This is a genomic window from Neisseria sp. HMSC070H10 (genome assembly GCF_001837635.1).
In the GTDB taxonomy this organism is placed as follows: domain Bacteria; phylum Pseudomonadota; class Gammaproteobacteria; order Burkholderiales; family Neisseriaceae; genus Neisseria; species Neisseria subflava_A.
The window spans coordinates 49,246-73,159 of the sequence record NZ_KV833358.1 but is presented as its reverse complement, the minus strand read 5'-3'; the positions used below and the strand labels follow the sequence as shown (position 1 = coordinate 73,159).

At 48.3% G+C, this 23,914-nt stretch carries 20 protein-coding genes and 2 pseudogenes; 14 read left to right on the top strand and 8 right to left on the bottom strand.

Features of this window, described 5'->3' with window-relative positions:
• The first annotated feature begins 5 nt into the window (after positions 1–5).
• The 5 genes from cls (at position 6) to HMPREF2606_RS01535 (ending at position 5,482) form a co-directional block, all read left to right on the top strand.
• Entirely contained in the window at positions 6–1,499 is a 1,494-nt protein-coding gene (gene cls, locus HMPREF2606_RS01555) for a cardiolipin synthase (protein ID WP_049336808.1), read from the top strand.
• A 311-nt stretch (positions 1,500–1,810) separates the two neighbouring features.
• Positions 1,811–3,907, top strand: coding sequence for a TonB-dependent receptor plug domain-containing protein (locus HMPREF2606_RS01550; protein WP_070843194.1), 2,097 nt, complete (start codon positions 1,811–1,813; stop codon positions 3,905–3,907).
• A 464-nt stretch (positions 3,908–4,371) separates the two neighbouring features.
• The gene (locus HMPREF2606_RS01545; RefSeq protein ID WP_070843193.1) at positions 4,372–4,566 is read left to right on the top strand and encodes a YgaP family membrane protein; all 195 of its coding nucleotides are present in this window, start codon (positions 4,372–4,374) and stop codon (positions 4,564–4,566) included.
• A 12-nt stretch (positions 4,567–4,578) separates the two neighbouring features.
• Complete coding sequence (locus HMPREF2606_RS01540; RefSeq protein ID WP_070843192.1) at positions 4,579–5,100, top strand: rhodanese-like domain-containing protein; 522 nt, start codon at positions 4,579–4,581, stop codon at positions 5,098–5,100.
• A 79-nt stretch (positions 5,101–5,179) separates the two neighbouring features.
• Positions 5,180–5,482 carry an ArsR/SmtB family transcription factor gene (locus HMPREF2606_RS01535; RefSeq protein ID WP_070843191.1) on the top strand — a complete coding sequence of 101 codons (303 nt, stop codon included), beginning with the start codon at positions 5,180–5,182 and terminating at the stop codon, positions 5,480–5,482.
• A 90-nt stretch (positions 5,483–5,572) separates the two neighbouring features.
• Here the strand turns inward: HMPREF2606_RS01535 and HMPREF2606_RS01530 are convergent, their stop codons facing one another.
• The 4 genes from HMPREF2606_RS01530 to HMPREF2606_RS01515 all read right to left on the bottom strand — a co-directional run bounded on the left by HMPREF2606_RS01530 (position 5,573) and on the right by HMPREF2606_RS01515 (position 11,471).
• Complete coding sequence (locus HMPREF2606_RS01530) at positions 5,573–5,914, bottom strand: hypothetical protein (protein WP_070714076.1); 342 nt, start codon at positions 5,912–5,914, stop codon at positions 5,573–5,575.
• Between the two features lie 218 nt (positions 5,915–6,132).
• The gene (locus HMPREF2606_RS11205) at positions 6,133–7,113 is read right to left on the bottom strand and encodes a hypothetical protein (RefSeq protein WP_249967798.1); all 981 of its coding nucleotides are present in this window, start codon (positions 7,111–7,113) and stop codon (positions 6,133–6,135) included.
• A gap of 130 nt (positions 7,114–7,243) precedes the next feature.
• Positions 7,244–10,648: a transcription-repair coupling factor gene (gene mfd / locus HMPREF2606_RS01520; RefSeq protein ID WP_070843190.1), complete on the bottom strand. Its 3,405-nt coding sequence runs from the start codon at positions 10,646–10,648 to the stop codon at positions 7,244–7,246.
• Between the two features lie 130 nt (positions 10,649–10,778).
• Positions 10,779–11,471 (bottom strand): VIT1/CCC1 transporter family protein, encoded by a 693-nt coding sequence (locus HMPREF2606_RS01515; protein WP_070843189.1) that lies wholly within the window; start codon positions 11,469–11,471, stop codon positions 10,779–10,781.
• A 298-nt stretch (positions 11,472–11,769) separates the two neighbouring features.
• Between HMPREF2606_RS01515 and HMPREF2606_RS11015 the strand changes: the two genes are divergently transcribed.
• The 4 genes from HMPREF2606_RS11015 to HMPREF2606_RS01500 all read left to right on the top strand — a co-directional run bounded on the left by HMPREF2606_RS11015 (position 11,770) and on the right by HMPREF2606_RS01500 (position 14,702).
• A complete protein-coding gene (locus tag HMPREF2606_RS11015) occupies positions 11,770–11,916 on the top strand; it encodes a hypothetical protein (RefSeq protein ID WP_003685706.1) in 147 nt (48 codons plus the stop codon).
• A 190-nt stretch (positions 11,917–12,106) separates the two neighbouring features.
• Entirely contained in the window at positions 12,107–12,307 is a 201-nt protein-coding gene (locus HMPREF2606_RS01510) for a hypothetical protein (RefSeq protein WP_070843188.1), read from the top strand.
• An 89-nt stretch (positions 12,308–12,396) separates the two neighbouring features.
• The gene (gene aspA / locus HMPREF2606_RS01505) at positions 12,397–13,794 is read left to right on the top strand and encodes an aspartate ammonia-lyase (protein ID WP_070843187.1); all 1,398 of its coding nucleotides are present in this window, start codon (positions 12,397–12,399) and stop codon (positions 13,792–13,794) included.
• A gap of 245 nt (positions 13,795–14,039) precedes the next feature.
• Positions 14,040–14,702 carry an NAD(P)H-dependent oxidoreductase gene (locus HMPREF2606_RS01500; RefSeq protein WP_070843186.1) on the top strand — a complete coding sequence of 221 codons (663 nt, stop codon included), beginning with the start codon at positions 14,040–14,042 and terminating at the stop codon, positions 14,700–14,702.
• A 180-nt stretch (positions 14,703–14,882) separates the two neighbouring features.
• Here HMPREF2606_RS01500 and HMPREF2606_RS01495 read toward each other — a convergent pair whose 3' ends face one another.
• Complete coding sequence (locus HMPREF2606_RS01495) at positions 14,883–17,114, bottom strand: FepA family TonB-dependent siderophore receptor (RefSeq protein ID WP_070843185.1); 2,232 nt, start codon at positions 17,112–17,114, stop codon at positions 14,883–14,885.
• A 230-nt stretch (positions 17,115–17,344) separates the two neighbouring features.
• The gene (locus HMPREF2606_RS01490) at positions 17,345–17,563 is read right to left on the bottom strand and encodes an HP1242/YdcH family protein (RefSeq protein WP_003685475.1); all 219 of its coding nucleotides are present in this window, start codon (positions 17,561–17,563) and stop codon (positions 17,345–17,347) included.
• 221 nt (positions 17,564–17,784) lie between these two features.
• Between HMPREF2606_RS01490 and HMPREF2606_RS01485 the strand changes: the two genes are divergently transcribed.
• Together HMPREF2606_RS01485 and glyA are read left to right on the top strand one after the other, a co-directional pair.
• Positions 17,785–18,159 (top strand): hypothetical protein, encoded by a 375-nt coding sequence (locus HMPREF2606_RS01485; protein ID WP_070843184.1) that lies wholly within the window; start codon positions 17,785–17,787, stop codon positions 18,157–18,159.
• A gap of 133 nt (positions 18,160–18,292) precedes the next feature.
• A complete protein-coding gene (gene glyA / locus HMPREF2606_RS01480) occupies positions 18,293–19,543 on the top strand; it encodes a serine hydroxymethyltransferase (protein WP_004520001.1) in 1,251 nt (416 codons plus the stop codon).
• A 72-nt stretch (positions 19,544–19,615) separates the two neighbouring features.
• Here glyA and HMPREF2606_RS01475 read toward each other — a convergent pair whose 3' ends face one another.
• The gene (locus tag HMPREF2606_RS01475) at positions 19,616–20,926 is read right to left on the bottom strand and encodes a sulfate adenylyltransferase subunit 1 (RefSeq protein ID WP_070843183.1); all 1,311 of its coding nucleotides are present in this window, start codon (positions 20,924–20,926) and stop codon (positions 19,616–19,618) included.
• A 129-nt stretch (positions 20,927–21,055) separates the two neighbouring features.
• Positions 21,056–21,970, bottom strand: a complete 915-nt coding sequence (gene yddG / locus HMPREF2606_RS01470) for an aromatic amino acid DMT transporter YddG (protein WP_039862220.1) — start codon at positions 21,968–21,970, stop codon at positions 21,056–21,058.
• A gap of 182 nt (positions 21,971–22,152) precedes the next feature.
• Between yddG and HMPREF2606_RS01465 the strand changes: the two are divergent.
• From HMPREF2606_RS01465 to HMPREF2606_RS01450, 3 genes and pseudogenes are all read left to right on the top strand, one after another.
• Positions 22,153–22,580, top strand: a pseudogene (locus HMPREF2606_RS01465) (MarR family winged helix-turn-helix transcriptional regulator).
• Between the two features lie 11 nt (positions 22,581–22,591).
• Positions 22,592–23,461: pseudogene (locus tag HMPREF2606_RS01455) on the top strand (ABC transporter six-transmembrane domain-containing protein).
• Positions 23,462–23,488: 27 nt separating this feature from the next.
• On the top strand, positions 23,489–23,812 hold the full coding sequence (locus HMPREF2606_RS01450; protein ID WP_049336818.1) for a DMT family transporter: 324 nt from the start codon (positions 23,489–23,491) through the stop codon (positions 23,810–23,812).
• Positions 23,813–23,914: the final 102 nt, after the last annotated feature.

The following is a 23,914-nucleotide window of genomic DNA, read 5'->3' as shown; positions in this document are numbered from 1 at the left end:
CGAATATGAATTTCTTAAAAGACATTACCTGGACCGAGATTTTTATCTTCGCCCACACCTGCGCCGCACTCGCCTGCATGCTGCGCGTGTTGTACAAACAAAAAAACATCGGCTCAACCTTTGCCTGGCTGATTATCCTTTTCCTTTTCCCCGTATTCGGAACCATCGCCTACATCCTCATCGGCGAGCCGCGTCTCGGTACGGCCCGCGCCAAACGTACCGGTGAAATGAACCGTTTCTACCGCAACTTTGCCGCCGCCCACCTTACCGATATGTATCTCGACATTGCCGACCAGGTCGAATCACGATACCACGGCATCAGTAAAGTTGCCGAAAAAGGAACGGGGCTGGGTGCAACCAAAGGCAACGCCATGAGCCTGCTCTCTACCACCGATACCATCATCGACAGCATGCTCGCAGACATACGCGCCGCAACCCATTCTTGCCTGCTGGCCTTTTACATTATCGAACCCAAAGGCCGCATCGAAGAAATTCTAAATGAAATCCTTGCCGCCAAAGCCAGAGGCGTAGACTGCGCCATACTGGCCGATGCCGTCGGCAGCAGGAGCTTTCTTGAAAGCGATTGGGTAGAGAAACTGCGCCAAGCAGGCGTTGAAGTACATACCTCCTTACCTGTCGGCATCTGGCGTACATTATTCACACGCACCGACCTGCGCAACCACCGTAAAATCCTCGTTATCGACAGCAAAATCGGTTACACCGGCAGCTTCAACCTCGTCGATCCACGCTACTTCAAACAAAACTCAGGCGTCGGCGAATGGATAGATGCCATGATGCGTTGCACAGGGCCTATGGTACTGGAGCTGTCAGCTGTCTTCTTCGCCGACCTTGCCGTTGAAACCGATAAAAACCTCCAAAACGTACAAACATACCTCAACCAAGCAAAAAACCTGCTGCCCCAAATCCTTCCCGAAAAAATGCAGCAAGGCAATATTGTTGCCCAAATCATTCCATCCGCCCCCGAGCAAGGCAACTTTGTCATCTACGAAACCATCATCAGTGCCATCTATGCCGCCACCAAACAAATCACGATTACCACTCCCTACTTTGTCCCCGACGAGCCGCTTCTCATGGCATTAACCGTTGCCGCCAAACGCGGCGTCAAAGTGACCCTGATACTGCCAGCCAAAGTCGATTCACTGATGGTACGCTATGCCTCACGCGCCTACTACCCTATGTTGCTGGAAGCCGGCGTCAAAATCGCCATGTTTGAAGGTGGGCTCTTACATGCCAAAACCATGACCATTGACGAAGACTACTCCCTCTTCGGCACGGTCAATATGGACATGCGCAGCTTCTTCCTCAACCTCGAAATCAGCCTCGCCATCTACGATCGCGATACCACCAAACAAATCTGCCACCTACAGCGCAGTTACCTTAAAAACAGCAGCTATATTGCCATCAAATCATGGCAACAACGCTCCAAACTCCGCGGCCTCGTGGAAAATGCCGTCCGCCTGATGAGTCCTTTACTGTAAAAAAGAAGTAGTGAGGCCGTCTGAAAGCACTGTTCAGACGGCCTTTTAAAACACCTATACACAATATTGATCATCGATAAATATTCAACTCATCCCTTTTCTTCAGTTTCAAAAAAGTAAGCCTCACTATATTTTCTCTTAAAATAGTTTTACAAAATTTAACCATAAATAAACCGATTGATATTTATAAAAATATTCAAACTACAAATCAAAATGAGACCAATATGTTCTTTTACATTTATTTGTAGTTTGATAATCATTATTAAAATAATTAGAATAAGCGGTCAATTTTTTATTCCTTGGGAAAAATCATGAATAAAACCTCTTTTCCTGTATTCCGCCTTAGTCTCATTACACTCGCACTATCAACAGGCTTCGCCCATGCCGAAAATACGCACCCCGCAGAAACTGCCGAACTGAATGAAATTAAGGTTACCGGTACCGCCGTACCGACCCGCTTTACCCGCAACCAGCTTGACCGCGAGACTTCGACCGATTTGAAACAAGTCATGAAAGACCAAATCGGTATGGATGTCGGCGGTGGCAACGGCGTGGCGCAGTTTTACAGCATCCGCGGCGTCGGCGAGGACAAAATTAATCTGGAAGTGGACGGCACCAGCCAATCCACCAAAATTTTCCACCACCAAAGCCGCTTCCAGCTTGACCCTGCTTTGGTGAAAAGCATCAACGTCGAAAAAGGCACGGGCGCGGCGAGCGCGGGCTTGGGCGCGGTCGGCGGTACCATCCGCGTGACGACGGTTGACGCGAAAGACCTGCTGACCGACGGCAAACCTTTCGGTTTCAAACTCGGCGCGGGCTTGAGCAGCAATAAAGGCTCAACCGGCAACGCGGCGGTTTACGGCTATCAAAACGGCTTCGATGCCCTGTTTGCAGGCAACTTCCTCAACAACCGCGACTACAAAGACGGCAACGGCAATGTCAACCACGGCAGTCGTCTGAAACAGCACAGCTACCTCGCCAAAATCGGCTACGACTTCAACGACGACCACGGCATCCGCCTGACCTACCGTCAGGAATACCAAAAAGGCAACCGCACCGATAAAGCCGAGTTCCAAAACGTTGACAGCTACGTCGGCGTGGACGGCACTTATCAAAAAGAGCAGACCTACAATCTGGAATACCGTGGCCGCAACGTCGGCTTCATCGACAAAATCGACGCCAATGTCTTCCAAATCAACACCGACGACACCAAACCGCCTAAAGGCGCTCCTTCTCCAAAAGCCCAAGCTTCCGGCACGGCGCAAGGCGGCGTTCCCATTGGCCAGCTTGAGTTAAGCAAAATCAAAGCAACCGGCGCGAATCTGAACCTCGCCAGCTCTTTCGGCGACGGACACATGGTGAAATACGGCGTCAACTACCGCCACGAAACCTCCGAGCCGTCCGACAAAGGCGCGTGGCTGAAGATTCTCGGCCTGTATGACCGCGACAAAGAGAAGAAATCCGAATACGGCGTGTACGCGGAAGGTATCTGGAACCTGCACCCCGTTACCCTGACCACCGGCCTGCGTTACGACCATTTCAAATACAACGCCGCCAGCAGACAAAGCGCGTCCCACGGCCAGCTCAACCCCAGCATCGGCGCGATTTGGGACATCAACGACAACTTCTCGCTCTTGGCAAACCTCAATCAGGCAAGCCGCGCGCCCCGCCTGAACGAAGCCCTGTTGGCTAACGAACGCGCAGGCGCCGCCGCCGATTTGGACAGCAACCTCAAAGCCGAAACCGCCCGCCGTGCCGAACTCGGCTTCAAATGGCGCAACGATAACTTCAACGTCAGCGGCAGCGTGTTCCACCAACGCATCAAAGACCTCATCGTCTATCGTTGGGCAAAAATCAACAACAACACCGCCTCCATCACCGAACGCGGCAAGATTTACAACGGTGGCACGCTCAAAACCTACGGCTACGAACTTGACGCATCCTACCGTTGGGGCGGCCTGACCGCGCGCGCCGGCGTGTCCTACGTCAAACCCCGTCTGAACGGAGAAATGTACTACGGCGAAAGCCCGATTCAAGCGGAAGACCACGAAAGCTCGTTCACCTTCTGGAACACCGGCCGCCAATGGCTGACCGGTCTGTCTTATCAGTTTGAAAACCCCAAACTTGAAATCGGCTGGCGCGGCCGCTACGCCCAAAGCGTGAAATACACCGATGTCGCCCGCGGACTAGGCACGATACACGGTAAGAAAGCCGGTTACGGCGTACACGACATCTACGCCAACTGGCAGCCGCTGAAAAAAGACAACCTGAACGTCAACTTCGCCGTCAACAACATCGGCAACAAGCAATACCGTTCGCACAGCCAACGCTTCCCTAACGGCAACGGACGCGTGCCCTTCTACGAACGCGGTCGCGAGTTTGCCTTGGGCGTTAACTATCGTTTCTGATGATACGAACGACGTTATAAAGAAACCAAAGGCCGTCTGAAATTCAATTTTCAGACGGCCTTTTATAATTCGTAAACAATTTGATTTTAAAGTATTGCCTCTCCCTTGCTAGTTACACAACGGATTATCCAGTCTTCAAATCTTCTCTATTGGGCTTCTTTTCCAAATCGGTCATGATTTGATTCCTTCTGAAAACTGACTACCAATTCTTCCAATATAAATAAAATATTATATAGATCATCTCCAGTGCCGTCTGAAAATATAAGGCTGTAATTTTACATTGAACCATATCGTTGGAGATTGATTCTATTTGTGCGTTTAAAAAATACAATGCAAATATTCATTACACTTTTACTGTAAACCATTTGACAAAGTCATCTTTAAAGCTATAATATTTCTCATATATGATTTTTGTTATATATGTTTATTTATAGACAATCCATTCTGAAATAAGGAGCAATAAAATGAAACGAAACTTGGGTAATTTGGATCGCGTTATCCGTATTGTTATCGGTGTCGCACTGATTGCTGCTGCCGCTACCGGACAAATTGGCTGGTGGGGTTGGCTGGGCATCATCCCTCTGGCTACAGCACTGATTGGCAACTGCGCACTGTACAGTTTATTGGGCATCAACACCTGCCGCATCAACAAAAAATAACGAAGGCAACACATGAGTACGGTCGGACAACTACCGCGAATTACGCCTTCCGAAGCCATGGCAAAAATCCGCGAGGGCGCGTTGGCAGCGGATATCCGAAGCCAAGCCGAATATCGGGGCGGGCATATTGGCGGTGCATTATCCCTTCCGCCTGAACGGCAGCGAGACAAACTGCCCGATGATACAGCCCCATGCCTGATTTTTTATTGCCTGAGCGGCAAACGTACAGCAGGGGCTGAAACAATATTGTCAGCGCTTGGCCAAAGCCGCGAATGCTATATTTTAGAAGGCGGCTTACAGGCATGGAAGGCTGCAGGGCTTCCTATTGTTGCCGACCGTGCCGCACCGGACATCATGCGGCAGGTGCAAACCATAGCGGGCAGTTTGATTCTGTTGGGCGTGCTGGCAGGTTGGCTGGTATCGCCTTGGTTTTATCTGATAGACGTAATGGTCGGCGCAGGCCTGTTGACGGCGGGGTTAACCGGATTCTGCGGCATGGCGCGCCTGCTGGCCAAAATGCCATGGAATCATTAAGCAAAGGCCGTATAAAAGTTGCTGCTGAGGCCATTATGACTGATAATTCGACCTCCTCATTTGCCGACAAGCGTGAAAAATGACCATTGCCGACAATCAACCGCCCTACGAAGAAGCCAGCGCTTTTCTCAAACTACTGGCCAATCCCAACCGCCTCGCCGTATTGTGCAAACTACATGAAAGGCCCTACAATGTAACCGAGTTGGCTGAATCATCCGGACTGCCGCAAGCGGCAATGTCCAGCCAATTAGCCCTATTACGTGAAGCCGGTTTAGTATCGTTTGAAGTGAACCATCGGGAACGGCAATATTACATTGCCGATCCGAGGGTAACCGAGATGATACAGTTGCTGTATTCCTTTTTCTGCGCAAAAAAATCTTGAAATATTATCGAAATAGGATAGCCAAAAAATCTATCCATTTATAATTTTAAAGGCCGTCCGAATCTTTTTCAGACGGCCTTTATTGTATTTTTAGTCTTGCCATATAATCTCGTGTTTAGAACCATAAGTAATCTTCTTGATATTGTTTTCAAGAGCAATTTCTTTATCTAATGTTCCTGAGTATTCCGAACCTGCTAATTTTTGAAATAAAGTAATATTCAGCTCATCGTTGCGACTAGTTGTTTTGATATCTGAAATACCCATTGCACTATTGCCTAATAAGCCTGTCAAATGCACCTGCCTATTCCCCTTAGCTTCATTGACAGCAACTTTGAAATTCCAAATATCTTCCAACTTAATTTCATCATTAGAGAAAAAGCAACCGGATAATATCAAGCCTGTCACACCCAGCATCATTGCCCTCATTTTCATAATAATTCCCTGATCGATTTAGTAACCTTAGGTTTGATTTTCAAAACTGATAGTTTCAGTATTTTCAGACGGCCTTTATTTCATACTGTTTCTGTATTTTCACTTAAAATCCACATGCGTGCATACCGTACACACACTACCTAAAGGTTTTATGCATGCTACCGCATTCTTTGTTTGACGCTACTGAAGTAATTAATTTACATTATATGACTTACTAATTACTCACCATCACATTCATATATATCTGAAGATTTCGGATATATAACTTCTAATAAATTATAAATCGACTCAACCTCATTAATATATGATATATCAGAATTATAATGTTTAATACTCTCTCTTCTGGCTGCATATAGGCTGTGATTTTTATCTTGAGTATCATTATATTTATCTTTGTACACTTCGTTATATTTTTCAATTAAGATACATGCCCCTTTTTTTACGCTATCTTGATTAGATAAATATACGTCTGAAGTTACCTGCATAATGCCAGATGTTTTAATTCTACCAGTCCCAAAAAGTAATCTTTCCATAAACCTACATAATATATGTCTATTAAAGTCTTCATAAATTAAAATCGAATATATTAATGCTTTTTGTTTTTCAATAATGCTATTATCTATATCAGTCCCAATTGCTTCTTCAATAATAGAACCATATTTATGAGAAAAACGATCGTGCTTATGCTTTACATAATTTAATTTCCTATTATTATCCAAAGATGATATTGAAATATCTTTAATAACTTTATATATATAACCAATAATCGCAAACCACAATGCTGTTGTAATTTCTTGTTCCGTTGGCAAAGGGAAGTATCTTTTTTCAATAAAATTTTTATAAACAATGTATGAGATAAATATAGAAATAAAAGCTGTTAGAATATATTTTACCCAGTTTGTAATTTTTAATCTGCCTATGATTAAGATAAAAATAAATCTGATTAAGAAATAAAATATTGTTGTTATATAAATATTTTTTGTCAAATAAAAAAGATTTATTTTATCTAAAAAAACTGATACTACTAATATGAAAACAACAGGAGTAAAAGATCGATATAATATATTAAATATAGGTTGTTCTTCACTACTGTCAAATGACAATTGGTGATATCCAAATTTTATTGATCTCTTACCAAACCAATTTGATATAAAGAATAATAAAAAAGAAAATAATAAATTCAGTAGCAAATTATCCATGTTACGCCCCATATGCATAAATTATAATAAAATAATTAATAATATAGCCTTGTGCAGACTACTTTTTTGCTGTTTCAACACCTTAAAAAGCAGCCTGCACCTTTTTCAGACGGCCTTTTTTCCTCCATCCTTACTTAGCCATCACCCTTTCTTTCAAAGTCTTCAATACGTTCTTCACCGTATTAATCCGCACTTCAATATTTTCCATCTCGGCTGTAAACCTCAACTTATCTGCTCCAGCAAGGCGATATTTTTTGTCGTTCTGAATCAGCAGGATGATTTCGGTTGGATCGACATTGTTGTTTTTGCCAAAGGTTACCGTTACCGCTTCGCTGGTCGCATCGATGGCGTCTATACCCAATTCTTTTGCCGCAAGCCGTAAGTGGTGGCTTTCGATGAGGGTTTTGATGGGTTGTTCGGGCAGGCCGAAGCGGTCGACCAGTTCTTCATGTATGGCGTTGATTTGCTGTACGGTTTCGCAGACTGCGAGGCGTTTGTAGAGGACGAGGCGCTCGTGAATGTCGGGGCAGTAGTCTTCAGGCAATAATGCCGGGCTGTGCAGTTTGATTTCTGTGGTAATGCCCAGCGGTGCGTCGAGGTCGGGCTGGCGGCCTTTTTTGAGGTCGCGCACGGCTTGTTTGAGCATTTCGGTGTAGAGCGTGAAGCCGACCTGTATCATTTCGCCGCTTTGCCCTTCGCCTAGGATTTCGCCTGCGCCGCGGATTTCCAAATCCTGCATGGCAAGGGTGAAACCTGCGCCGAGTTCGTCTGCCGCCGCGATGGCGTCGAGGCGTTTTTCTGCGTCTTTGGTGATGTATTCGGGCGTGAGCAGGTAGGCGTAGGCTTGGTGGTGGCTGCGACCGACGCGCCCGCGAAGCTGGTGCAGTTGAGCCAGTCCGAATTTGTCGGCGCGGTTGATGATGATGGTGTTGGCGTTGGGGATGTCGATGCCGGTTTCGATGATGGTGGAACAGAGCAACACGTTGAATCGTTGCTGCAAAAAGTCGCGCATGACTTGTTCCAGCTCGCGCTCGCGCAGTTGTCCGTGCGCCACGCCGATGCGGGCTTCGGGCAGCAGGGTTTCCAGCCGCTCGCGCATATTCTCAATCGTATCCACTTCATTGTGCAGGAAAAACACTTGTCCGCCGCGTTTGAGTTCGCGCAATACGGCTTCACGCACGCTGCCTTCGCTGAATGGTTTCACGAACGTTTTGACGGCGAGGCGGCGGCTGGGCGCGGTGGTAATCAGCGAGAAGTCGCGCAGACCTTCGAGCGCCATGCTGAGGGTGCGCGGAATCGGTGTGGCGGTCATGGTGAGGATATCGACATTGGCGCGCAGGCGTTTGAGCTGCTCTTTCTGTCGCACGCCGAAGCGGTGTTCTTCATCGATGATCACTAAACCTAAGTTTTTGAATTTGATGTCGTCCTGAACCAATTTGTGTGTACCGATAACGATATCGACCGTGCCGTCCGCCATGCCTTCCAGAGCGGCTTTGGTGGCTTTGCTGTTGTTGAAACGCGAAAGGCTGGCGACTTTCACGGGGAAATCGGCGAAGCGGTCGGCGAAGTTTTGCGCGTGCTGCTCGACCAGAAGCGTGGTCGGGGCGAGTACGGCGACCTGTTTGCCGCCCATCACCGCCACAAACGCGGCGCGCAGGGCGACTTCGGTTTTGCCGAAACCGACATCGCCGCACACAAGGCGGTCCATCGGCTTCGCTTGTGTCAAATCTTTAATCACGGCGGCGATGGCGGCGGCCTGGTCTTCGGTTTCTTCGTAGCCGAAGCCGTCGGCAAATGCCTGATAGTCCAACTCGTTGATTTCAAACTTGTGTCCCGATTGGGCGGCGCGTTGGGCGTAGAGGTTGAGCAACTCGGCGGCGGTATCGCGCGCTTTTTCGGCGGCTTTGCGCTTCGCTTTGTTCCACGCGCCGCTGCCGAGCTTGTGCAAAGTAACGTTTTCATGCGCCTGACCGGAATAGCGGCTGATTAAATGCAGTTGCGAAACGGGCACATAAAGCTGAGCTTCGCCTGCATATTCAAGCAACATCATTTCGTTGGTTTCATCGCCCAAATCCATTGTGACCAAGCCCATATATCGGCCGATGCCGTGTTCTTCGTGAACGACAGGGTCGCCGATATTGATTTCTGCAAGGTCTCGCAACAGGCCGTCTGAAACGGAGGCGTGTTTCTTACGATAATGTTTGCGCGAGCGGGCGACATATTGATAAAGATCGGATTCGGTAATAACCGCGATGTTTTGATCTTCTAATTTAAACCCGTAAGCCAACGGCGCCACTGTAATCATCAGCGGCTCATGCGCCGACAAAAAGCCCTGCCAGTCGGACACGCTTTTAACTTTCAAACCGTTTTGCTGCAAGAAACCGAGCATGGTTTCGCGCCGTCCCAAACTTTCGGCGCACAGCAAAATCCGTCCGTCAAAGGCCGTCTGAAAATCCTTCAATGCCTGCAACGGTTCATCTGCTTGGCGGTTGACGGCCAAGTTTGGCAACGTATGTTCATCACCAAAAATATCCGGCAATACCTGACCATAATTTTTCAGACGGCCTGCAAAAATATCGGCAGAGAGATACAAATGCTGTGGAAGCAAAGGCGGATAGGTTTCATCGCCCTGCGCCATGGTGTAACGCGATTTAACGTCGCTCCAAAAGCGGTTTGCCTCGGCGTGAACATCACCCAAAGAGACAAACAGCGCATCTTCGCCGATATAGTCAAACAGCGTTTCCAGCTCGTTTTCAAAAAACAGCGGCAGGTAATATTCCACGCCCGCGCCGAAATGGCCGTTGCTGACGGCTTTGTACACAGCCGCATCGTTCGGATTGCCATCGACTTCTTCACGAAAGCGGCTGCGGAAAATCTTTTGCGCCTCGCTGTCGGTGGGGAATTCGTGCGCCGGCAGCAGGCGGATTTCGGAAACGGGGGAGATGGTGCGTTGCGTTTCGGTATCGAAAGTTTTGATGCTGTCGATTTCATCGTCGAACAAATCGATGCGGTACGGCATTTCGCTGCCCATCGGGAACAAATCGACAATGCCGCCGCGCACAGCGAACTCACCTGCCGCAACAACATGGGAAACATGGTTATAACCTGCATCCACCAAATCACTTTTCAGACGGCCTATATCCAAAGTCTGCCCCGTTTTCAGCCAAAACGTGCGCCCTGCCAGAAACGGCACAGGCGGCAGCTTCTGCATCGCCGTGGCAACCGGCACAAACAACACGTCCGCCGCGCCGCTCTTAATCTGCCATAAAGCCGAGAGCCGCTCCGATACCAAATCCTGATGCGGAGAAAAACGCTCGTAAGGCAGCGTTTCCCAGTCCGGCAGGAACACCGCCGTATCGTGCGGACGGAAAAACAGCCAGGCCGTCTGAAGGCGTAGCGCCTGTTCCGCATCTTGGGTCAAGACAACCTTGAGCTGTTTATGCGGCAGATAACGCGCCAAAGCCAAGGGCAGCGAGCCTTGCGAAAGATTGAGCCAACGGGATTTTTCACGGGGTTTAGGAATCGGATAGGTCATGACAAAACAGTTTGTAATAAGTAAATACAAGCACCATAGGCCGTCTGAAAAATTTTCAGACGGCCTTTAGCGATCAAATAGATTTTCAATTTTACTGGATACAGGTTTAAAAGAATATAAGGCCTTACATTCAGACGGCCACGCCCGCCAGTTTTCCAATAAATCCGGTTATCGCCAATGCCGCAACGCCCCATAAGCACACGCGCAAAACGGCAGGAACGACAGGCGCGCCGCCGAGTTTGGCGGAGACATAGCCCAGTCCGACCAGTCCGCATAAAGTGGAAACTGCCAAGGCCGGAACAATGGCACTAGAAGCCGTCAATGCGACCAGTAAAGGCAAAATTGCGCCGGCACAAAATGAAGCGGCAGAAGCCAGCGCGGCCTGCATGGGTTGGGCGGCAGAGGTTTCGGTAATGCCGATTTCGTCGCGCGCGTGGGCGGCGAGCGCATCGTGCTCCATCAAGGCTTTGGCCACCTCTGCGGCGAGCGGGTCGGACAAACCGCGGCGGCGGTAAATTTCAGTCAGCTCTTCAAGTTCGGCATCAGGATTATTTGCCAACTCAAAACACTCTTTGTGCAAATCGGCTTTTTCCGTATCCGATTGGCTGGACACGGAAACATACTCCCCTGCCGCCATTGACACCGCGCCCCCGATAAGCGCCGAAACGCCCGTCAAAAGCAGGGTTTGGAAATCTGGCGCGGCAGCGGCTACGCCCGTCAACAGCGAGGCAGTGGAAATCAGGCCGTCATTGGCACCCAATACGCTTGCCCGAAGCCAGTTGTTGCGGTCGCTGAAATGGCGTTCGCTATGGTATGAATACATATATGCTCCGATAAATTGGCTGTTTCCAGATGATGATAACATTGTATTGTTTTTTGAAATCAATGTCAGTTTATCCCTTCAAATCAAGCATTCTTAAATCTTTCCACTGCCATTTCAAACCATAAAAACCAACACTCTTCTTTGGATTTTTTCAGACGGCCTGAACGCTTTTACAAGCAAATTTATTGTTCCAAGTCATGGCATTATCACAAGGCAGTTTTGTACTGCTTGGTTTATTCGTTTAAAGATGCTATCTTTATGAATCTTTCCACTCCTCAATCCATTGAAAGGATGTATCATGGCCGAAGAAAACAAAATCAAAGTAAACGATTTGCCTGAAGATAAAAAAGAGCAAACCGAAGAAACCGAACTGCCCGTTATCAACAACGAAGAAAAACGCGGCGGTCACAGCGAAGGCGGTTGCTGCGGCGCATGCGGCGGCTAATCTTCCCAATAAAACTCCAAGGCCGTCTGAAAAGTCTTACTTTTCAGACGGCCTTTTCCTTTCTAAACACTTACAGGTAAATCAATGAAAGGATGCGGGAGAAGAATTCAAACCCAACCGCGTTTGTGCTACATTCACATCTTTACAAACCACAACAATCTGCACCCGCAGACACACAAGGAAGAAAAAAATGTTTTGGTATATCGTTGGTTTTTTCGCCTTCATCGTTTCCCTGCTTTCCCTTTGGGTCAATGCCAGCGCATTCGGCATGGAAGAGGATGGCACGCCGCAATCCGAATATGAAAAAATGTTGGGCTTGGGTGCGAAGCTGAAAGATAAAGATACGGTTGCCAAGGAACGCGAAGCAGCGCGCCTTCACCCTGACGATTAAGCCTTATCGACTGGACAATCTTGCCGAACTGGGCTAATGTTCCAAACGCATAACGCACACCAACACAACTATACGAGAAGGTAAGAGAAATGACTGTACGAATCGAACACGATTTATTGGGCGACCGCGAGATCCCTGCTGAAGTATATTGGGGCATCCATACTTTGCGCGCCATTGAAAACTTTAAAATTTCCACACAAAAAATTTCCGACGTACCGCAATTTGTCCGCAGCATGGTCATGGTTAAAAAAGCCACCGCGCAAGCCAACGGCGCATTGGGTGCCATCAAGCCGGAAATCGCGGCAGCCATCGAAAAAGCCTGCGATGAAGTATTGGTCAAAGGCCGCTGCCTCGACCAATTTCCGTCCGACGTTTATCAAGGTGGCGCCGGTACTTCGGTCAACATGAATACCAACGAAGTCATTGCCAACCTCGCATTGGAAGTCTTGGGTCACGAAAAAGGCAGCTACGACATCGTCAATCCAATGGATCATGTTAACGCCAGCCAATCCACCAACGACGCCTACCCTACTGGCTTCCGTCTTGCCGTGTATTACAGCATCGGCGAATTGCTCGACAAACTGGCCATCTTGAAAAATTCTTTTGCCGCAAAAGCCGAAGAGTTTAAAGACGTTTTGAAAATGGGCCGCACCCAGCTTCAAGATGCCGTGCCGATGACTGCCGGCCAAGAATTCCAATCTTTCCAAGTGTTGTTGGAAGAAGAAATCCTCAACCTCGACCGCACCCGCTCCCTGCTGCTTGAAGTCAACCTTGGCGCCACCGCCATCGGTACCGGCGTAAATACGCCTAAAGGCTATGCGGCTTTGGTTGTTGAGAAACTCTCCGAAGTCAGCGGCCTGCCTTGCAAACTGACTGAAAACCTGATCGAAGCGACCTCCGACTGCGGCGCATATGTGATGGTACACGGCGCATTGAAACGCACAGCCGTCAAACTGTCCAAAATCTGTAACGACTTGCGTCTGCTCTCTTCCGGTCCGCGCGCCGGTTTGAAAGAAATCAACCTGCCTGAATTACAGGCCGGTTCTTCCATTATGCCTGCCAAAGTCAATCCCGTGATTCCCGAAGTCGTCAACCAAGTCTGCTTCAAAGTCATCGGCAACGACACCACCATCACTTTCGCAGCCGAAGCAGGTCAGTTGCAGCTGAACGTTATGGAGCCGGTCATCGCCCAATGTATGTTTGAAACTATTTCCCTCTTGGGCAATGCCGCGGTCAACCTGTCCGACAAATGCGTCAAAGGCATTACGGTCAACCGCGAAATCTGCGAACACTACGTCTTCAACTCCATCGGTTTGGTCACTTATCTGAACCCATACATCGGCCACCGCAATGGCGACTTGGTCGGAAAAATCTGCGCCCAAACCGGCAAAGGCGTGCGCGAAGTCGTACTGGAGCGCGGCCTGTTGAGCGAAGAAGAACTCAACCGCATCCTCTCCCCAGAAAACCTGATTAATCCTCATCTGTAATCAGGATTTGAAATCAAAGGCCGTCTGAAACTTTACTTTTAAAATTTCAGACGGCCTTTTCATATTCATATTGATACTTAATCGATTTTTTTCTGCGAAATTCAAAATTAAAAGATAGCCTGACCGTCAGGTTTGATTTAACATGGTGTTGCCCCAGCCTGTTTCTTCCTTAAGGTTATGCTGGTAATGATGCCTCAAAAGGAACCGGATATTGGAATAACATCTTCATTTATTAGGAAAACCAGATGAATCAAATTACACGCGAACAAATGCTGCAAGTATTCGAAAATCGCTGCTCCACCCGTTATTACGATCCCAACAAAAAAATCAGCCAAGAAGATTTTGCAGCGATTTTAGAATTTGCCCGCCTCTCGCCCAGCTCTGTCGGCTCCGAGCCATGGAAATTCTTGGTGATTCAAAACAAAGCCCTGCGTGAGAAAATCAAGCCTTTCAGCTGGGGGATGCAATTCCAACTGGACGACTGCAGCCATCTGGTGATTATCCTTGCCAAGAAAAATGCCCGTTACGATACCCCGTTCTTCCACAGTGCTGCCGAACGCAGGGGCCTGCAAGGAGAGCAACTGGAAAAAGCGTTGGCAAGATACAAAAGCTTCCAAGAAACCGATATTAAAATTGCCGACGACCAACGCGCACTCTTTGACTGGAGCGGCAAGCAGACCTATATCGCTTTGGCCAACATGCTCACAGGCGCAGCGGCCATCGGCATCGATTCCTGCCCAATCGAAGGTTTCAACTACGATAAAATGAATGAAGTATTGGCAGCAGAAGGCCTGTTTGATGCCAACGAATGGGGCGTATCCGTAGCGGCAACATTCGGCTATCGCGCCAAAGAAATCACTAAAAAATCACGCAAACCGATTGAAGAAATGGTAACTTGGGTCGAATAAGCAGTTTGGATTTTCAGGGCGGACCATGCCGCCCTTTTACTTTTTTCTAAAAGAGAAGCAAATTCCGTAACAACAAAGACTGCTAAAAATCCAAATAAAAAGGCCGTCTGAAACCATGTGTCAGAAATCTTAGATTTCATTTCACATCGTTTCAGACGGCCTGATTTAATACGCTTCTACTTAAAACGATACTTTCAAACTGCCGTAGAAGGCACGGCCATGCTCATTGTAAGTTTGTGCGCCGTTACCAGTGCGGTACAGTTTTTTATTGAACAGGTTGCTGACACCGCCACGGACGGCCACGCGTTTGTTCCAGTTGTAACCGGCGTTGATGCCCCAAATGCCGTAAGAGCCGACTTGCGTTTGGTTATGTTCAGAAGTTAAAGGCGTGATACCTGAACGTAGATTACCGTCTCGTTCCAGTCTATTAATCGCTACACCGCGCGGTTTAGTACGGCCATAGTGGGTAAAGGTCAGGTTGGCATCGAAGCGTTCGTTCGGCGTCCAAGACAGTGTACTGTTGATGGTGTGTTTCGGCACCAAAGACAATGGATTGCCTTGATAATCTTCGGATTTATGCATGTAAGTGAAATTGTTGCTCCACTTGAGTGTGTCATGCAACGGAATCACCAAGTTGCCTTCGATACCCGAAATGGTCGCTTTCGGCGTATTTTCCCATTGCAGGAGCCAGTTGCCGATATTGCTGGTGGCAATGAGCTGGTCGCCGATCACGATTTTATTGCGGTACGCATTATGGAAATAAGTCGCCGAAGCCTGCCAGCCGTTTTTGTTGAACTCAAGCCCAATCTCTTTATTGATACTGGTTTCAGGTTTTAAATTGCCATTGCCCATGTAGAAACAGCTGACACTACCCGGCGCATTGAGCGGACAGCCCTGACCGCGCGTGTACAGGATAAAATCAGAACTAGCTTGATACAGATTTGGCGCTTTATACGCACGGGCAACACCGCCTTTAACCAACCAGTTTTCGCCGATTTGATGCGAGAAGTTCAAAGCCGGACTCCAGTTGCTGCCGCTGGCACTGTTATGGTCGAAACGGATAGCTGGAATCAGATGGGTTTTGTCGGTCAACGAAATATTGTCTTCAACGTAGGCCGCCCAGTTGCGTTGTGAAGTTTTACCGCTACGATGTTCCGACACGCCCGAGAAGATGTTCACAACCTTGCGTGGTTTCCGTCCAGGGCCACCGGGAATAATATCTGTCAGACTTTGCGAGTTAGATGTAGGATCATCCAATTTGCTGTCAGTAAATTCCGCACCGACCGTCAATACATTATCAACACCGAGTTTAAACGGAATATTCGCTTCGCTGCTGAAACGCAGGTTTTTCAGACGGCTTTGAACAAAATCCAAGCCTGTATAGCTGCCTTCAGGACCACCGGCCAAACCTTCCGGCAAGTGGCTGTTGACTGTACGCTCATAACTGATCACGTTTTTGGTATCGCCCCATTCCCATGCGCCATCATGAGTAAGCGAGAAAGCAGAACGATATAAACGGGCAGTTTCGGCTTTGCCGTCAGCCAAAGAATTAACCAAAGCGGAACGCGGATTGCTGTTTTGCGTATCGCCGTTGTAGATATTGCCCTGACGGCTGTAACTGCTATCTAAAATCAATGTTTGTGCAGGGCTAATTTTCCATTGCAGACGGCCGGCAATGTCTTTATTGCGTACGCCTTCGACACCGGCCGCACTGTCATTACCGTGTCCGGCATTAATATCGGCAGCATCGGGTTCGGTTTTATTGAGATTGCCATAAATGCGGAAGCCCAAAGTATCTTGGATAATCGGGCCGCTCAAATTAAAGCCGATACGGCGGGTTGCGCCCTCTTTGCTGTCTTGCGGCTGATTGGCATACAGATTGACTTGGCCTTTAAATTCTTTAGACACTTTTTTGGTAACAATATTGACCACGCCACCCATCGCGCCAGAGCCGTAACGGGTCGCCGCCGGACCGCGCAAAACAGTAATCGATTCGATTTCTTCAACCGGCACCCAGTTACTGTCGCCACGCGTATTGCGTTCACCACGCATACTAATACGCTCGGATTGGCGCGAATTAACCGGCTTGCCGTCAATCAAAATCAATGTATTTTCAGGGCCCATACCGCGCAAGTCGATTTGGCGTTTGTTGCCACGCTGACCCGTCGCCGTATTGCCGGTCAGGTTGACACCCGGCATGGTGCGGACAAATTCGGAAATATCATTAGCTGCAGGGCGTTTGTCGATGTCGTCTTTAGAAATACGCGATACGCCGAGCGACTGTTGCAACTGCTTCTCGGCAGTAACGTAAACGGTATCGACTTCAGCCTGCTCAACTGCTTTCTCTTCAGCTGCGTGTGAGAATGCACTAATTAACGCCAAAGGCAAAATAGCGAGTGTGAATGTTTTCATTGCATTGTTTCTCTTGGTTTTGTTTGTTTAAAATCAAAATAAAAATTATTCGAGATTTTAAATAACCTTAACAGAGTTTTCAACGCAATTAAGAGTGATTTACAATTGAAAGTTAAATTGTGCTAATAAAAATAACAAATACCAAACAACTAAAAAGGCCGTCTGAACCAGTATGAAACGAAATCCGAGATTTCTATCATACCGTTCAGACGGCCTTATTCAATTTTTAATTATTTGCCTGCTGCTTTTTGCAGAAGAGCATACAATTCGTCTTTGAGTTTGAGTTTGGCTTTTTTCAGCTCTTCAATCTCTTCGGCACCGCTGGTAACAGGGTTGTTAACCAAACCGGTAATTTTATCGTCCAGCTCATTGTGCTCGTCAAACAAACGGGCAAAGTGTGCATCTTCTTGTTTCAGTTTAGAAATCAAATCGCGATATTCTGGAAACATTTTGTTTTCCTCTCTTGTTAATTAAATAAAAAAGTACTGCTGTCAAAAACTAGGACGAATCAATCTTTAGCTTCATTATAACAAACACGGGCGTTTTATCCAGTCTTTTTTAAGTCGAAACTGTTTTACATCAAAATTAATAATATCAACATAAGTTAGCGCCAAAATAGAAAGAAACGGCTTTATAGACGGCTTGCCGACTTGGGCATACAATCGGGCTTATGCGTTTACACAACGGCCGAACCACCCTATTCCGTCATATCAACGGCATGGACGGACAATTTATCCTGCTTGAGAATCATCCTTCATGGATGCCGGTCAATGATGCCGATTTCAACCATGCCGCGCCCCTGCCCGACGGTTTGGCAGTACACGAAGAATCGTTTTATCCATTTGAAAAAATAAATGCCGCCGAATCGGCCGACAATATCAAAATCTTCAGCGAAGAAGCCCTACGGCTGGAGAAAGAACGATTAAATGCGGTAGTCTTAGTAGAACTGGCAAAAAATCTTAAAGCCGCCCAAGCAGAAGCCGATTTAGCCGCGCTTCTAGAAAAAATGGATTTTCATTTAAAACAAGATGATATTTTCAAATAAACCCTTCAATCTCAGGCCGTCTGAAACCAAACACCCGACACAATTGTTGACAATGCAAGAAAAATAGTTCATCTTGAACCAATTCGCAGCACTCCATCCTATATTTTCAGCCCATCACAAAGGAATCGAGAACATGTTTTCAAAAAGCGTTACCCTCGCACAATATGACCCCGATTTGGCAGCAGCCATCGCCCAAGAAGACAAGCGCCAGCAAGACCACGTCGAGCTGATCGCCTCTGAAAACTACGTCAGCTGTGCCGTTATGGAAGCCCAAGGTTCGCAATTGACCAACAAATATGCTGAAGGCTATCCTGGCAAACGCTACTACGGCGGCTGTGAATATGTTGATATTGTCGAACAATTGGCGATTGACCGCGCTAAAGAGTTGTTTGGCGCAGAATATGTCAATGTCCAACCGCACTCCGGCTCCCAAGCCAACCAAGCCGTGTACGCTTCTGTTTTGAAACCGGGCGACACCATTTTGGGCATGTCTCTGGCACACGGCGGCCACTTGACCCACGGTGCCAGCGTCAATATTTCGGGCAAACTCTACAACGCCATTACTTATGGTTTGGATGAAAACGAAGTTCTCGATTATGCCGAAGTAGAACGCTTGGCTCTCGAACACAAACCTAAAATGATTGTGGCCGGTGCATCTGCCTACGCGCTGCAAATCGACTGGGCAAAATTCCGCGAAATCGCCGATAAAGTCGGCGCATACCTTTTTGTCGACATGGCGCACTATGCCGGTCTGATTGCCGGCGGCGAATATCCTAACCCGGTGCCATTCTGCGACTTCGTAACCACCACCACCCACAAAACCCTGCGCGGTCCTCGCGGCGGTGTGATTTTGTGCCGTGACAATACCCATGAAAAAGCGCTGAACTCTTCCATCTTCCCAAGCCTGCAAGGCGGCCCGTTGATGCACGTTATCGCTGCCAAAGCCGTAGCGTTTAAAGAAGCATTGCAACCTGAGTTCAAACAATACGCGAAACAAGTGAAAATCAATGCTGCCGCCATGGCGGAAGAGTTGGTCAAACGCGGTTTGCGCATCGTTTCCGGCCGTACTGAAAGCCACGTTTTCCTCGTTGACCTGCAACCGATGAAAATCACCGGCAAAGCCGCCGAAGCCGCTTTGGGCAAAGCTCATATCACCGTCAACAAAAATGCCATCCCGAATGATCCGGAAAAACCATTCGTTACCTCCGGCATCCGCATCGGCTCCGCCGCCATGACTACGCGCGGCTTTAACGAAGCCGACGCACGCGTATTGGCGAACTTGGTTGCCGACGTATTGGCCAATCCTGAAGATGAAGCCAATCTCGCCAAAGTCCGCGAACAAGTGACTGCTTTGTGCAATAAATATCCGGTTTACGGTGCATAAGCATTTCCGACTTGGATAAAATATTAGGCCGTCTGAATGTTCAGACGGCCTTCTTTTATTTCAACTTTTCTTTTAAATTTCAAAACTGTTTGTTTCGCTGACTTTGCGTATCATGCCTGCCGCGACAGTATGGTTGGTGGCTTCGTCAATCAAAATAAACGCGCCTTGTGCATGGTTGTCTTCGTATGCGGCAGCGGCGAGCGGCTGCTGGGTTTTAAAGCTGACGCTGCCGATGTCGTTGAGCTTGAGCGTTTCGGCGGATTCGACCCGGCTGAGGGTGTTCACGTCCCAAACGTAGGCAATTTCGCTGATTTTTACCGGCGTGGTTTGGGTAGTGTGCTTCAGCAAATATTTACGGCGCAGATTGAGCGGAATATCGTCAAACCAGCAAAGCGCGGCTTGAAATTGTTGTTCGGGAACAATGCCACTGTCGGCTGAAACAATACTGTTGCCGCGTGAAATATCGATGTCTGTATCCAAAACGACAGTCAACACTTCCCCTGCCTCGGCAGATTCGGTTTTACCGTTGGCATTATAGATTTCGGCAACTTTGGCAACATGGCCGCTGGGCAAAACTTTAACTTCATCACCCACTTTCAGACGGCCTGCTTCCAATCTGCCTTGATAGCCGCGGAAGTCGTCGCTGCTGCTGCCGTCTTGGCGCGCCACGCGTTGTACGGGAAAGTACGCGGCTTGGTCGGCGGCATTTTGACGATTGACAGGCAGGCTTTCCAGCAAAGGCAAAAGCGGCAAACCTTGATACCACGGGGTTTGACTGCTTGCATTGACGATATTGTCGCCTTTCAAGGCGCTGATGGGCAGAAAGTGGATTTGTGCTTTGAGGCCGATTTGTTCAGCCAGTTTGCGGTAGGCTGCGGTAATGGCCTGATATTTGGTTTCGTCGAAGTCGAGCAGGTCGAGTTTGTTGACGGCGACGATGACGTTGGGGCAGCCCAAGAGTTTCAGAATCGCGCTGTGGCGTTTGGTTTGCGGCAGAAGGACGGGTTCGCTGCCGGAAAAATCGACGCGCGTTGCGTCTATCAGGACGATGGCGGCATCGGCGGTCGATGCACCCGTTACCATGTTGCGGGTGTATTGCTCGTGTCCCGGCGTGTCGGCAATAATGAATTTGCGTTTGGGCGTGGCGAAATAACGATAGGCCACGTCAATGGTAATGCCTTGTTCGCGCTCGGCGGCAAGGCCGTCTGTCAAACTGGCAAAATCAGGCGTTTCGCCGTTTTCAGTGGCACGGTTGAGCTTGTCAATCTGGTCGGTCAGTAAGGTTTTGCTGTCGTAGAGCAGGCGGCCGATGAGGGTGGATTTGCCGTCATCGACACTGCCAGCGGTAATGAAGCGTAAAAGCGGAGCGGAAGCTACGGTCATGATTCTTTCCCATTTCTCGTGATTTCTCAAACTGACTGCTACTTTAAACAGGCCGTCTGAAAATGGGAAAGAATGTTTGGTTGTTAAAAAAGCTGTTTTCGTTATATCGCAAAACTATGGGATATTACCTCACACCATCCGTTTTCTCCGGGTCGCCAACCAACATACAATCGACCCTAAGCACACCATTCCCGCACCCTGCCAAAATGTCATGGACAAAGGCGCGCTAATCAAAAATGATGACACTACCGCAGACAATACCGGAATGAAATAAGATGCGCCTGCCAATACGGTCAGGTTGCCGCGCGAAATACCGATATTCCACACTGCATAGCCCAAGCCCATACAAGACGCGGCGGCAACGGCATAGCCGAGCGATACGGAATCAAAACTCAACGTATCCGCGCCGCTGAGAAAATACTCTATCCACAACAATATCGACACCAGCGCAAAGAAAAAGCCGACGCTGCTGCCTTCCGCTTTCACACGCGCCGTCAGCGTACAATATGCCGCCCAAAACACTGCGTCCGCAAATGCCATGATGTAGCCGCCGGGATTGGTGCGGACATTGTGGTAGATGCCGGAAATCGACAAGCCGACATCGCCGCCCAATACAGTGGCAATCCCTAAAAACGACAGCACAAAGCCGATGACTATCCACCATTTTGATGGCTGTTTGTTGAAATATACCGCCCCAACGATGGTAAACGTCGGCCACAAATAATTGACCATGCCGATTTCCACTGCCTGTCTCGCGTTTTGCGCAAAACCGACCGAGAGCGACAAACACAGTTCGCAGCCGACAAAAAACACGCTTGCCCAAAACAAATAGCTGCGGTTGTAATTGCGCAAATGCGGCCGGCCGAAAATCAGCCAAATCAATACGGTGGACAAGGTGTACATCATTGCCGCGCCGCCCACTGCCCCCATATGCAGGCTCAAAGAGCGTATCAGAGAAATGACGAAGCTCCACAAAGCAACGGCAAGCAGCCCGATGGCAGTGGCTTGTTTGGAGGAGATGTTTTGAGATAAGAAATGAATCATGGCGTATGTGTTGAAGATGGTTTTATTAGGTTTATCGTAGTTTGAATATATCGTTTCCACATTAATTATTTTAACGGTTTCAAGGCCGTCTGAAAATGATTGTTTCAGACGGCCTTCTATTTGCAATTAGTCCCAAACATGACTATAATCCGCATCCAATTAGTCAATATTGAGACCAATTTATGAATCAGCTCGACCAACTCGGTATGCGCATCAGCCACATAGACAGCGCATTTGACCAATATGGATTAAACAGCAAAACACCAACTACAATACCTTTGCCGTTCTCTACACTTTGGCTACCGAAGGCAGCCGCACTCAAAAATACATAGGCGAAGAATGGAGCCTGCCCAAGCAAACCGTTTCCGGCACATGCAAAACGCTGGCGGAACAAGGCTTGCTGACATTTCACGAAAGCGAACAAGACAAACGCGAACGTTTATTGTCACTGACCGAGCAAGGCAAGGAATCTGCCACACCATTGGTGCAAAACATGCAAGAATTCAGCAAACGAATATTTACCGCCTTCGGTGAAAAACGTGCAGCCCGACTGTTTGCCGATTTGGACGCGTTGGCCGAATTAATGGCGCAAACCCTCAATACTAAATAAGGAGGGCAACCATGTGGAAAATGTTGAAACACATCGGTCAAACACACCGCCGCAAACTCATCACAACTTTCTCTCTCGTCGGCTTGGATAATCTGCTCTTGCTGGTATATCCCGTATTTGGCGGCTGGGCGATTAATGCCGTTATGGAAGGCAAAGTCTGACAGGCAATGTTGTATGGTGTGGTGGTTTTATTAATGTGGCTGGTCGGCGCCGCCCGCCGAGCAGCAGATACGCGTACGTTTACCCAAATCTATACCGAAATCGCCGTCCCCGTTGTATTGGAACAGCGCAAGCGAGAAGTACCGCATTCCGCCATTACCGCACGCGTTGCCCTATCGCGTGAGTTTGTCAGTTTTTTTGAAGAACACCTGCCCATCGCTGCTACTTCGCTGGTCTCCATCTTCGGTGCATGTATGATGTTGCTGATACTGGAATTTTGGGTGGGCGTATTGGCTGTCGCGATACTTGCCCTGTTTTTATGGTTGCTGCCGCGTTTTGCCGCCATCAGCGAAAACCTATATTTCCGTTTAAACAACCGGCTTGAACGCGACAACCACCTTATTCGCGACGGCAACGAGCATCAGCTCTACCGCCACTATGGCTGGGTTGCCAAACTACGCGTGCTGATTTCCAACCGCGAAGCCTTAGGCTATCTCAGTATCGGCATGGCGATGAGCGTATTGTTCGGCTTCGCCTTTATACACATGACGCTTAAAGGCTACGGAAGCGCCGGCCATATCTATTCCGTCAGCACTTATTTATGGATGTTTGCAATGAGCTTGGACGATGTACCGCGCTTGGTCGAACAATACTCCAATCTAAAAGATATCGGACAACGCGTTGAACTCTCGGAAGAAAACAATCTTTCTAAGGCCGTCTGAAACCTTAACACACTATCAGGACATATTATGAGTTGGTTTTATTTAATCTTAGCCGGTATGCTGGAAATCGGCTGGCCATTGGGCTTGAAGCTGGTACAACAGGAAGGCTACCGCTGGCATGGCTTTGCCGCCGCGCTTGCCTGCATCGTCGGCAGCGGATACTTCCTTTACCTTGCCCAAAAAAGTATTCCGATGGGTACAGCCTACGCCGTCTGGACAGGCATAGGCGCGGCAGGGGCTTTTTTGGTAGGCGTTGTATTTTTCAACGATGCTGCCAACTTCGGCCGCTGGCTTGGCGCATTTCTCATCATCTCCGGCGTCGTAGTGATGAAACTCTCCAGCGGAAACTGAAAATCTCGTTTCTATCCAATCCAAGGCCGTCTGAACAGGTATGCTCAGACGGCCTAATACCTTCCCGAATATAACGAAATCATCTTAAATTAAAACCAAGCA

Coding starts and splice junctions, on each gene's coding strand:
- HMPREF2606_RS11015 (WP_003685706.1), top strand. CDS start 11,770: ATGGCCGAAGAAAACAAAATCAAAGTAAACGATTTGCCTGAAGATAAA.
- yddG (WP_039862220.1), bottom strand. CDS start 21,970: ATGATTCATTTCTTATCTCAAAACATCTCCTCCAAACAAGCCACTGCC.
- cls (WP_049336808.1), top strand. CDS start 6: ATGAATTTCTTAAAAGACATTACCTGGACCGAGATTTTTATCTTCGCC.
- HMPREF2606_RS01500 (WP_070843186.1), top strand. CDS start 14,040: ATGAATCAAATTACACGCGAACAAATGCTGCAAGTATTCGAAAATCGC.
- HMPREF2606_RS01485 (WP_070843184.1), top strand. CDS start 17,785: ATGCGTTTACACAACGGCCGAACCACCCTATTCCGTCATATCAACGGC.
- HMPREF2606_RS01450 (WP_049336818.1), top strand. CDS start 23,489: ATGAGTTGGTTTTATTTAATCTTAGCCGGTATGCTGGAAATCGGCTGG.
- HMPREF2606_RS01490 (WP_003685475.1), bottom strand. CDS start 17,563: ATGTTTCCAGAATATCGCGATTTGATTTCTAAACTGAAACAAGAAGAT.
- HMPREF2606_RS01495 (WP_070843185.1), bottom strand. CDS start 17,114: ATGAAAACATTCACACTCGCTATTTTGCCTTTGGCGTTAATTAGTGCA.
- HMPREF2606_RS01550 (WP_070843194.1), top strand. CDS start 1,811: ATGAATAAAACCTCTTTTCCTGTATTCCGCCTTAGTCTCATTACACTC.
- HMPREF2606_RS01530 (WP_070714076.1), bottom strand. CDS start 5,914: ATGAAAATGAGGGCAATGATGCTGGGTGTGACAGGCTTGATATTATCC.
- mfd (WP_070843190.1), bottom strand. CDS start 10,648: ATGACCTATCCGATTCCTAAACCCCGTGAAAAATCCCGTTGGCTCAAT.
- HMPREF2606_RS01545 (WP_070843193.1), top strand. CDS start 4,372: ATGAAACGAAACTTGGGTAATTTGGATCGCGTTATCCGTATTGTTATC.
- HMPREF2606_RS01515 (WP_070843189.1), bottom strand. CDS start 11,471: ATGTATTCATACCATAGCGAACGCCATTTCAGCGACCGCAACAACTGG.
- HMPREF2606_RS01535 (WP_070843191.1), top strand. CDS start 5,180: ATGACCATTGCCGACAATCAACCGCCCTACGAAGAAGCCAGCGCTTTT.
- HMPREF2606_RS01510 (WP_070843188.1), top strand. CDS start 12,107: ATGTTTTGGTATATCGTTGGTTTTTTCGCCTTCATCGTTTCCCTGCTT.
- HMPREF2606_RS01540 (WP_070843192.1), top strand. CDS start 4,579: ATGAGTACGGTCGGACAACTACCGCGAATTACGCCTTCCGAAGCCATG.
- HMPREF2606_RS11205 (WP_249967798.1), bottom strand. CDS start 7,113: ATGGATAATTTGCTACTGAATTTATTATTTTCTTTTTTATTATTCTTT.
- aspA (WP_070843187.1), top strand. CDS start 12,397: ATGACTGTACGAATCGAACACGATTTATTGGGCGACCGCGAGATCCCT.
- HMPREF2606_RS01475 (WP_070843183.1), bottom strand. CDS start 20,926: ATGACCGTAGCTTCCGCTCCGCTTTTACGCTTCATTACCGCTGGCAGT.
- glyA (WP_004520001.1), top strand. CDS start 18,293: ATGTTTTCAAAAAGCGTTACCCTCGCACAATATGACCCCGATTTGGCA.